We start from the raw sequence: 1618 nt of genomic DNA, 5'->3' as shown, positions 1-1618 counted from the left end.
GGTTGATTCGCGAAGTCAGCTGAACAGCCCACTTCATCCGTGAGATGTCGATGCGTTCTCGAACTTAACCTAATGCTTTCGCAGGGAAAAGGTTGCTTCCGAGGTGTTCGGCTGAGTATGGAGGGCGTGCGCGAGCAAGGGTCTGCGAATCGGCTCCAGACCCAGCTGAACACCCTCGATCGGCGGATATGCGCTTGTCCGCGCGGTTTCTAGGCCAAAGGCTCGAGCCCCCTTTCTGCCCGTTGGGCGTTCACGGCATCGAGCGTCAGCGTGAGCGCATCGAAGGGAATCTCTTCCATCCCTAGGGCGGCGCAAAGAGCGTCGCGGGCTTCTTCGTCGGCGGCTCGCAGCATCCTCAAAGGGGACATGCCCATGAGGGACGGACGGGGCTGGGAGTTGACGTGCGACATCACGAAGGCGCAATCCCGCTCGGTGAGATCGTCGAAGGATATCCCGCGACGCTTGGGCAGCATCTTGCGAAGCTCCACGTGATTGCGCTCGCATGCGCCCTTCTGCTGGGAAGCGCGCACGTCGCAGTAGTAGACTTTGCAGCGGGCATCGCCTCCGAGCACCGACGCCTCGATCGCCGCCGTGTCGGCGAACTCGACCCCGTTGTCGGTCAGGATGATGCCGAGCAGGCGCTCGAACAGCGGCTTTCCCAGGGCACGTTCGAGCGAGTCGAGCGCGGCGGTCACCGCGCTCGACGTCTTTTCGGCCAGCAGCAGGACGGTCTGGGCCTTGCACGGTCGCAGGAACAAGGTGAGAAGACATCGATCGTCGCGCGCCTTGCCGAGCACGGTGTCCATCTCGCACGCCCTCGCGCGCTCGTCTTCGGGCAATGCGCAGAACGCCGCGTAGGAGCGCTCTTCTCCGTGCGGGGTCGGCTTCGGGGCGACATGCCCCTTGCGCGGTCTGTAGCCGACCCGTCTTCTGAAGTCCATGGGCGACATGGAGAAGTAGCCGCGCTCGGCCCAGCGGTAGAGGGTGGAGGGCGCAAGCCCCAGATGCGGCTTGGCCAGGCAGATCTGCCCCGGAGACTTGCCGTCCAGGATGGCCGAGCGGATCTCGAAGGCGATCCTCTCGAAGTCCTCCTCGCGGCGGTTGATGCCACGCCTGGACTCCGATCGCGTCTTCTCGGAGGCGGCCTGCGCCAGGGCCGCCTTGTACTCCATGCGCTGCCTGCGCCCGCACTTCCTGCTGTAGGCCATGCACCCGTTGCAGGTCCAGGGCCATCCTCTCAGATGGGAGCAGGAGACCTCCTGCGGATCCGCCGGCACGACCTCGCCGCGGCGCTCTCCGTCCTTCCAGGTGCGGTGGCGCCTCACCTCTTCGGTCACGGCCGCGGGCGAGCGCCCGATCGACCTCGCTATCTCGCGGCAGCCCTTCCGCTTGCCCAACCCGTTCTGAATGGCCTCCCGGTCGGCCTTGTCGATGCGGCAGTAGGCCCTGTTATCGCCATCCATGATGGCCCCTTCCTGCAGGTTGGATCCGCACTGCATCCCCATGCCGCAGCGTCGGTCCTGCAAGGACCATTCTCACGCTCAGCTGAACTGTTCAGCTGAGCGTGGAGGAATCCTCGCTCTGGAAGGGGCCGTTCGGCTAACCTCGCAAATTGACT

At 64.8% G+C, this 1618-nt stretch carries 1 protein-coding gene; it reads right to left on the bottom strand.

Annotated features, from left to right (window positions below):
* Window positions 1–209: 209 nt before the first annotated feature.
* A complete protein-coding gene (locus D1643_RS10935; protein ID WP_160710634.1) occupies window positions 210–1463 on the bottom strand; it encodes an IS30 family transposase in 1254 nt (417 codons plus the stop codon).
* Window positions 1464–1618: the final 155 nt, after the last annotated feature.

It is taken from the genome of Enterorhabdus sp. P55 (assembly GCF_009911695.1).
Classification (GTDB): Bacteria; Actinomycetota; Coriobacteriia; order Coriobacteriales; family Eggerthellaceae; genus Enterorhabdus.
This window is presented reverse-complemented; position numbering and strand designations above follow the sequence as displayed.

What these genes read in the sequence shown, in the direction of transcription:
- D1643_RS10935 (WP_160710634.1), bottom strand. Translation starts at nt 1,463, where the DNA reads ATGGATGGCGATAACAGGGCCTACTGCCGCATCGACAAGGCCGACCGG.